3 protein-coding genes and 1 pseudogene are annotated in these 8,417 nt (G+C 66.9%); 2 read left to right on the top strand and 2 right to left on the bottom strand.

Translation table 11 applies throughout. The features are described 5' to 3' along the window. Positions 1–114: 114 nt before the first annotated feature. Positions 115–282 (bottom strand): hypothetical protein, encoded by a 168-nt coding sequence (locus ACFVQG_RS38565; protein ID WP_383393381.1) that lies wholly within the window; start codon positions 280–282, stop codon positions 115–117. 412 nt (positions 283–694) lie between these two features. On the opposite strand from ACFVQG_RS38565, the gene ACFVQG_RS38560 reads away from it, so the two are divergent. Then, positions 695–1,234, top strand: coding sequence for a hypothetical protein (locus ACFVQG_RS38560; RefSeq protein ID WP_383393379.1), 540 nt, complete (start codon positions 695–697; stop codon positions 1,232–1,234). A gap of 527 nt (positions 1,235–1,761) precedes the next feature. On the opposite strand, the gene ACFVQG_RS38555 is transcribed toward ACFVQG_RS38560, so the two are convergent. Continuing rightward, positions 1,762–6,930: a putative adhesin gene (locus ACFVQG_RS38555; protein ID WP_383393384.1), complete on the bottom strand. Its 5,169-nt coding sequence runs from the start codon at positions 6,928–6,930 to the stop codon at positions 1,762–1,764. A gap of 757 nt (positions 6,931–7,687) precedes the next feature. Between ACFVQG_RS38555 and ACFVQG_RS38550 the strand changes: the two are divergent. Next, a pseudogene (locus ACFVQG_RS38550) lies at positions 7,688–8,417 on the top strand (IS256 family transposase); the annotation flags it as partial.

Genomic DNA, 8,417 nt, shown 5'->3' with positions numbered 1-8,417 from the left:
ACTCGGCGGGACACCATCCTTGGATGAACAGCAAACCGTGAGCTCTCGGCTTTGGGGAGACCCTGCCGAAACGTGTACTGCCAGGGCATCCCTCTGCGCAGTCCACACATGCGATCACGCCGTGGCTGTCGCTTGCCCCGTCCACGCCGTCCGGGCACGGTTGCGAACCTGGTCGACGAAGTCGGCCCCGCGCAGGAGGACGTTGTCGGCGCCGAGGTGCTGGACGATCTGTTCCGTATCAGGCTGGCCAGCATCCCGCCGCCAGTAGCTGTCAGGGTTCACGCCCCACGGGGTACGCACCTTGAACGCATCCGCGAGGAGATCGTCTGCAGCCCGACTTTGCGCGTCGATCCACAGGAATCACGAGATGGCTCGTTGACACCCAACTGAGTCGCCGCAGGTCAGCGTCCTGCGCCCGACTATCTTCGCTGTCAAAGGACAGAACTACTGTGACCTTCAGCTATAGGTGGCCAGAGACGTCGGGAAGTCCGCTGGTTCTCAGAGATAGTTGGCCCCTGCGGTCTCGACTTCGTCGCGGAGGTGGGGCGAGGCGTGCTGCCTGAGGTGTGTCCAGGTCCGTACCCATTGCTTTGATCCTTTTGCCGGAGCCGAGGGCAGCATGGTGCGGAGGGCGTCCTGACGTGCGGTTGTGTTCATGGTGAGTAGGGTGTCGGCTCCCGCAAGCAGGGTGGCGGTGGCGACGGCCGAGGAGGGCGGTGCGTCCCATCTCACCCTTTCGACGTGGTCCCCTTTCCTTCCTTGCCGCTGTCGAATCCTTTCCGAGCGGCTAGGTGGCCTGGAGGACGGCTGCCATGACGCGGAGATCGGTGAAGTAGCGGCTGGCCTGGGTGGGGTCAGCGCATGGGGAGAGCACGTCGTTGATCTGGTTCTGCAGGCGCCTGAGCGGGGTGGTGACCCCGGGCTGGGGAGGGTGTGCGGCTTCGCCGTCGATGCGCGTGCCGCAGAGCAGTCGGTCCGAGGTGAGTTCTGGTCTTTGGTTGCGGCATTGAGCTGGGTGCAGGCCGCTGTGAGCGGGCATGGGCAGAAATCTGCTGCCGGCATGCTCGGAAGAGTGGACAGGTCGTCGGCAGACCGGCAGGCGTTGTGCGGGATCCTGTTCGTGCTGCACACCGGCGTGTGGGACCAGCTGCACCCGGCGCTGCTGATGAAGCTGCAGTCGGCGAAGAAGCTCGACTGGTCGAGGGCGGTAATCGACCCAATGACCTCTGTTTGATGGACCGTCCCATGGCCCGGCGCATCACGCAGAGCCATGGGGCAGGCATACATCTAGTGCTCGTCATTAGGCCAACTAATCGACCCAGAAGCGCGCAACTACATAACGTCCACTAGAGGGGCGATACGCCGTGCTGTAACCGCTTCGACGAACGACTGCGGCGGCCTATAGGAATGATCCACCACGTAGTGATAGATCAGGTCCGGGGCGATAAGCCAGTCACCCGACGCAGCGACTACACGGATCTCCGCTCCGCCCACTGATCGGGTATCTCCCCCGAAGTTTACCTGCACGGGATCTTCGCAGCTCTCACTTCCAAGCGAGAGTGTGCAACTGTGCCAGCCTCTCGTCTGCATTTGCCTTTCCTCGCGGACGAGATGGCCCAGTTCCCGCAAGAAATCATCCGGGACCTGGCCCTTGGCGTAGCTACGGTCACCCTCGAGCCATCCCACGGCGCGGGCAGTCACCCCTTCGGGGACAGTACCAGGCAGGTATCCGTACGGTGACATGTCTTCAAAATAGGTCATCTAACACCTCACGCTTCTGCATGCGGCCCAGTGTACGACTCCCATGTTAGGCCGGAGCAGGTCTGAAAGTCTTGTCTCCCCTTGCACGGTCACAGTTCGCGGGGATCCTTCGATTTTCAGGCCCGTCGGCGGCAAGAGAGAGTAATCGGGCAACGTTTCGCCGGGCTTATATATCTCCCTGGCGCTACTCTTTTGCATGAAACCGTTCTCGATAGCATTACCGGCGACATCAAGGATGGGCTCGCCATGTTTGCTGTACAGGTAGAGGGTTGTCCCCTGCGGAACAGTCACCGCAGTGCCGTCACCGGCTCGAATAACGCCGTGCCCACTTAGAACGAGTTCGTTATCTGGACGCCCAATACCCCGCACGTCGACGACGCCGTGATCGCCTCCCGCCACGAAGCCTGGTGCGGACCGGCTAGCATCAGCGGACGACGCCTCCGGGTAAACCGCTGTGCGGCGCCATCCCGTGAGCCCCGCAAGGCCAGTGACAGCGATCTGCTGGGTCAGTTCGTCAGCCGCTTCGGCGTACAGATCGGCGAGCGCATCACAGCCTTGCTGGCGGAGCATGTACTCGGCGCGGTAGAGCCGGTAGGCAGGGCGGACGGGCAGGTACTTGTCGACGAAGGCTCCGGCGCCGCCGTTCTGGCCGGTGACGGCGTCCTTGGCGTCGCCGAGGAACTCGAAGGGCATCTTGAGCCCTTGCAGGAAGCCCTCGCCGAAGATCTTCAGGCCCTCGCCGAGGCTGTCGACCCGGTCGTTCGGGTCGTCGGGGGTCAGACCGCTGGGGTCGGTCAGGAAGGTGGGGACGTTGTCGGCGTACGCGTAGGGCGAGACGTACGGGGTCGACTGGTCGCGGGTCGCCGGGTCGGGGCGGGTGAAGCGGCCGGTGGTGGTGTCGTACTGGCGGGCGTGCAGGTCGAGGTTGCCGGTGGTGGGCTCGTGGCGGGCGCCGGTGTAGGACGGGGTGCTCGCGGGGGCTCCGCTGGCGGTGGTGTCCAGTGTCCGGGCGCCGTATGGGTCGTAGGCCCAGCGCTGGTGGAGCGTGCCGGTGCTGTCGGTGACGTCGACCGGGGAGCCCTGGGTGTCATGGTGGTAGTAGAAGACGGTGCTGGGGCCCGCCTTCGTGGATTCCGGCTGGCCCAGCGGGTCATAACGGTATGTCTGCGCGATGCCCAGACCTCTGGACTCCGAAGCAAGCAACGGCAGCGGTGCGTTGGGATCCCACTGGTAGCGGTTGGTGATCGTGCCGTCCTTGGCGACGGCGACCTGGTTGCCGCTGGCGTCGTGGTTGTAGGTGTAGCCGGTGCCCGCGACGGTGGCGGCGAAGATCTGTCCGGCCAGGTCGTAGGTGTAGGTGTCGGCGCCCTTCTTGGTCTGGTTGCCTTCGCCGTCGTAGGCGTAGGCGGTGGTCGTGGTGCCGGTCGTGGTAGAGGTGAGCTGGTCGGCGGCGTCGTAGGTGTAGCTGGTGGACGTGGTGCCGAGGGTGGAGGTCAGGCGGTTGCCGACCTTGTCGTAGGTGTAGGACGTGGTACGGCCTGCGGCGCATCCGGCTGTGCCGGGCTGCGGGAAGCAGCCGGAGGTAAGGCGGCCCGCGGCGTCGTACGTCAGGTCGTAGCCGCCGGTGCCGACCCCGGCCCGGGTGACGTCCACGTGGGTGGGCAGTCCGGCGGCGGACAGGGTGAGCGCGGTCTTGGTGACCGTGGTGCCCGCCTTGGCCGAGGTCACGGCGGTGACGCGGCCCGCGCGGTCGTGGGTGCGGTCCTCGGTCTCGGTGTTGGGCAGCGCGGAGCGGGTGAGGTTCCCGGCCGGGTCCCAGGTGTACGTGGTGGTCTTGTCGTCGGCCGTCATCGTGGCGGTGCGGCCGTCGGCGTCGTAGGTGTACGCGATGGAGCCGCCACTGTAGGTGCGGGTGAGCATCCGCCCAGCAGCATCGTAGGTGTAGGCGAAGTGGCGGGTCCTGGTGAGGTTGCCGACCGGGTCGTAGACAAAGTCCTCGGACATGGCGGAGTTGACGCGGGCCGTCAGCTGCCCCGCTTCGTTGTAGCCGAAGGTCACATCCGGCGTGCTGTCCGAGTAATCGGTCTTGGTGGTCAGGCCGCGCGGGTCGTAGAAGTAGCTGATGGACCCGCGGGACGTGGTCTTCCTCGTCAGGTTACCGTCGGCGTCGTAAGCGTAGGCCGTGACCCGGTCCAGCGGGTCGGTGACCGAGGTCAGACGGCGGGCCGTGTCATAGGCATACGTGGTGACGTGACCATTGGCGTCGGTGCGCGTGGCGACGTCACCGTTTTTGTCGTAGCCGTAGATCGTGACCGCTCCGCCGGGGGCGGTGACCTGGGTGAGCCGGTCAAGGTCGTCGTAGCCGTAGGCCGTGGCGCGCTGGTCGGCGTCCGTCTGCTTGACGACGTTGTTCACCGCGTCGTAGGCGGTGGTGGTGACGCCGCCGAGCGGGTCGGTGACGGTGGTGAGGTTGCCCGCCGGGTCGTAGCCGTACGTGGTCGTGTACTGGGCGGGATCGGCGCCGGTGGCGTTGCCGCGCGGGTCGACGGTCGTGGCCTGGCGGCCGTCGGCGTCGTAGGTCCAGCTCTCCTTGTGGCCGAGCGGGGAGGTGCGGCTGAGCAGGTTGCCATCGGCGTCGTAGGCGTAGGTGGTGGTCCTGCTCAGCTGGTTGGTGCTGCCGGTGAGCCGGTTGTTCCTGTCGTAGACGGAGGTGACGGTCTTGTCGGCGGCGTCGGTGACCTTGGTGACGTTGTCGTTGGCGTCGTAGGTATAGGCGGTGGTGTGGCCCAGCGGGTCGGTGACCACCAGCGGCCGGTTGATCGCGTCGTAGGTCGTGGTGGTGGACGCGCCGGTGGGGCCGGTGACCTTGGTCCGGTTGCCCGCCGCGTCGTAGGCGTAGCTCGTGGTGTGGGCGGCCGGGTCGGCGCCGGAGACGTTCCCGCGCGGGGAGACGCTGCTCAGCAGGCGGCCCACCTTGTCGTAGGTGTAGGTGGTCTTGTTGCCCGCCGCGTCGGTCTCGGAGGCGAGGCGCCCGCCCGCGTCGTAGGCGCGGACGACGGACGCGCCGGACGGGTCGGTGGTCCGGGTCAGGTGTCCCGCGTCGTCGTACGCGTAAGTGGTGGTGTCGCCCGCCGGGTTGCGCGCGGAGGTCAGCTGTTCGGCGCCGTTGTACCCGTAGGTCGTGGTGCGGCCCAGCGGATCGGTGGCGCTGCTGAGCAGTCCGCGGCCGTCATAGGTGTAACTCGTGGTGTAGGCGGCCGGGTCGGCGCCGCTGACGTTGCCGCGCGGGTCCGTCCTGGACAGGATCCGCCCCGCCTTGTCGTACGTGAACGTCGACTTCTCACCCAGCGGCGTGGTGACGGATGTCCGGTTGCCCGCCGTGTCATAGCCGTACGTCGTCGTCCTGCCGCGCGGCGTCGTCACCGTGGCGATGGCACCCAGCGCGGTGTAGGTGTAGGCGGTCCTGCCACCCATCGGGTCGGTGGTGGACGTCAGTTGGTTCGACGTGTTGTACGTGTACGTGGTCTTGTTGCCGCGGCCGTCGGTGTGGCCGGTGATGTTGCCCGCGGCGTCATAGGCCCAGCTCTCCGCGTAGCCGAGGGCCGAGGGCGCGCTGCGCTTGAGCATCCTCCCGGCGCTGTCGTACGTCATCTCCGTGGTGCTGCCGCGCTGGTCGGTGATGGCGACGGGCCGCAGACGGCGGTCGTACTCGTAAGTGATGCTCTTGCCGTACGGGTCGACCGTCTCCATCAGGACGTTTCCGGCGTACACGTCGGTCCACACCCCGCCGTCCGGCGCCGTGGTGTGCGACTCGCTGCTGCCGTCCCAGGTGAACGTCGTCGTCTTGTTGTTCTGGTCGGTCTGGGACCTGATGCGGCCCGTGGAGTCGTAGACGTTGGTGACCTTGCCGCCCGCCGGGTCGGTGTACGAGGACAGCCGCTTGTCGGTGCCGTAGGTGTAGGTCGACCGCTTGCCCGCCGGGTCGGTCACCGAGGTCAGCAGACCGTCCGTGTAGCCGTACGACACCGAAGTGCCGTCCGGCAGGTTGACCTTGGACAGCAGTCCGTTGGTGCCGGAGGTGAAGGTGGTGGTCCGGCCGGCGGCGTCCTTGACGGAGGCGAGCCTGCCGGAGGCGTAGGTCAGGCTCAGCCCCTTGCCCGCGGTGTCCACGATCGAGACGAGCTGACCACCGCTGTCGAAGGTCCGCTTGGTGTGGTCCGGCGTGGTCAGGGTGTAGTCGCTCGTGCCCTTGACCAGCTTGGCCGCGGAGCCCGCCGGGGCGGTGTACGTGCCGTCGCTCGCCTGGGTGAAGACGAACGACGCCCCGTCGTCCGTCCGGTACGTCACCTTCCCCGTCGCGACGGTCAGCCTGGCGTCGAACGGGGTCGCCCAGCCGCGTCCCAGCAGACCGACCGCGCTTGAGTCGGAGCGGTAGGTGCGCTCCAGGGTCAGCGGCACGCCGGGGCCGACCAGTGAGGCGTCGGTGAGCTGCTCGAAGAACATGCCGGTCGCGGTGTTGACCGGGTCGGCGCGGTGGGCCTGCGCGTAGCAGGTGCAGATGCCCGCCTGCGCGCCGGGGATCACCGGCGTGTAGAACGCCTCCACCAGCGGGGAGGTGGTGCCGCCCGGACTCGACGACTCGTCCGCGCTGTTCAGGAAGACCCAGGCGTAGTACTTCTTGCCGTCCTCGAGGATGCCGCCCAACCCGCTGCTGGCCCACCAAAAGCACTGGTCGGTGGGGTAGGAGTTGCTCGACCACCAGTCGTAGCACCAGGCTCCCGTGGCCGGGGTGTCACCGCTGGGGTTGTCGGTGGCCTTCCTGATCTCCTGTTGCAGCACCGGGTAGCCTGCCTCGTCCAGGACGTAGAGCCACATCCCGGTGTACGCCGACCCGCGCTGCGGCAGCTTCACCTGCCCGCCGATCGACAGCAGCCCGGGGTACGCGGTGGCCCAGGACGACACCCAGGTCGGGTTCTCGCCTGCCGCCGCGAGCGGCTGTGCCGTCAGGCTCCGCTCTGCCGCGGGCCCGCGCTTGAGGCGGTCGCGGTCATCCGGCCGACTGTGAGGCGCGGCCTTCGACTTGCGGCCGGGCGCGTCCATGTACGCGCGCATCGGGGACCGCTCATGCCGGTCCTTCGCGACCTGTTGACGACGCTCGGCCAGTGTCATGGCCTTGGGCGGCTTGGGCAGATCGTCGGCCGTCCTGGCCTTCGCCTGGGGGACGACCGCCGGGACCTCGGCCGGCGGCCGATCCCGGGGCGAGGCCCAGGACGGTACGACACCGGCTATCGCCAGGAGAGCAAGAGTCACGACGGCTGTGATCAGTCTTCGCGTTTGTGTGCGCACGGTGCATCACCTGTGAGGCAGTTGTGATCAGGGTCGTGGTGATTTGTGATCCCCGCAGCACTCGAACTAACGTGCTTTGACGAATATGGCCAAGACGCGACGGTGCGCCACCGAAAACTCACGGCGCCTGATGTTTGACGGGAACGCGCCTGCTGATGTCGGGTGTTCTGTCTGAACCCCCCATCAATGACAGGCAACCGTCAGATATCTGTCTAATGTCTAGTACTCGAGTTGCAGTTCGCTATCTCTGCTGGTCAGAGGCACCTACTCGAGTCTCTTGGGCTGCCGTGGCGTCAGGTGCGGGAAGTTCGTAACCTCTACCGGGGCGGCGATGGTAGTGGCAGCGTTGTGCGGTTGCCTGGTGGTGGCACCGCCACCACGACCAGCTCAGCGCGTGATCGGCTTTCCGCGGGTGTGTCGGTGAGTGACGGTGAACTGCCAGGAGCCGCCGGACTTCTGCCACGGTGGGGGCGCAAGGGCGCCGGAACCGTTTCTGCGACCCCCCTTGCCGTCGTTGCGCTGGCGGACATGGCCGCGAGGAAGGCGTGGGTCAGCATGGCGAGGGTGATGTGCCGCTACTCACCCGATCGTCTCGCAGGCCGTGGTCATCGCCACCGGCATCTCCGCCACCGGCCACCGCGAGATCCTCGGGCTGACGGTCGGCGACAGCGAGTCGAAGCCGTTCTGGACGAAGTTCCTGCGCTCGCTGCGGGCACGCGGCCTGGAGAACGCCCAGCTGGTGATCTCCGACAGCCACAGCGGTCTGGTGGCCGCGATCAGCACCGTTTTCCTCGGTTCGGCCTGGCAAAGGTGCCGGGTCCACTTCGTCCGCGACGTCTTTGCCGTGATCGAAAAGGGCTCGGCGGAGACGGTCGCCGCGACCATCCGCACGATCTTCGCGCAGACTACCGCCGAGCAGGTCCGCAGCCAGCTGGACGTCGTGGCCGACATGCCCGGACGGCAGTTCCCTCCGGTCAGGACCATGCTGCTGGAGGCGGCCGGAGACATCACGGCGTTCGCAGACTTCCCGCCGGCGCACTGGAAGAAGATCTGGTCGACGAATCCGCTGGAGCGGCTGAACCGGGAGATCAAACGGCGGGCCGACGTCGTCCAGGTCTTTCCCAACCCCGCCGCTCTCGACCGGCTCGCCGCCGCGGTCCTGGCCGAACTCCACGATGCGTGGCAGGTCTTCGACCGCCGCTACCTCTGCGAACTCCATGGCCGAGCTCTTCACCGACAAGCCGACCCCGCAACGGCAGATCCCCGCCGAAGCGGAACCAAACGAGCTCGACTGACTACACCACTCGGCG

It is taken from the genome of Streptomyces sp. NPDC057877, from assembly GCF_042796855.1.
Classification (GTDB): domain Bacteria; phylum Actinomycetota; class Actinomycetes; order Streptomycetales; family Streptomycetaceae; genus Streptomyces.
This window is presented reverse-complemented; position numbering and strand designations above follow the sequence as displayed.